The following is a 254-nucleotide window of genomic DNA, read 5'->3' as shown; positions in this document are numbered from 1 at the left end:
CCACCGACTCGCCGCGCAACGACCTGCCGCTGGATCCGGAAGCCGGCGCCCAGGACGTCGATTTCATCCTGAGCACCGCCGCGCGCTATCTCAGCCGCAAGCCGACCCGCGACGACGTCACCAGTGTCTGGGCGGGCCTGCGGCCGCTGGTCAAGGCCACCGGCGACGCCGCCACCAAATCGCTGTCGCGCGAGCACACCATCCTGGTGTCGCAGGCCGGGCTGGTGACGGTCACGGGCGGCAAGTGGACCACC

The 254-nt window shown here is 71.3% G+C and carries 1 pseudogene; it reads left to right on the top strand.

The window, feature by feature from the left end:
- A pseudogene (locus SB771_RS35825) lies at positions 1-254 on the top strand (FAD-dependent oxidoreductase); the annotation flags it as partial.

The organism is Burkholderia sp. SIMBA_051, from assembly GCF_046534915.1.
Taxonomy (GTDB): domain Bacteria; phylum Pseudomonadota; class Gammaproteobacteria; order Burkholderiales; family Burkholderiaceae; genus Burkholderia; species Burkholderia ambifaria.
This window is presented reverse-complemented; position numbering and strand designations above follow the sequence as displayed.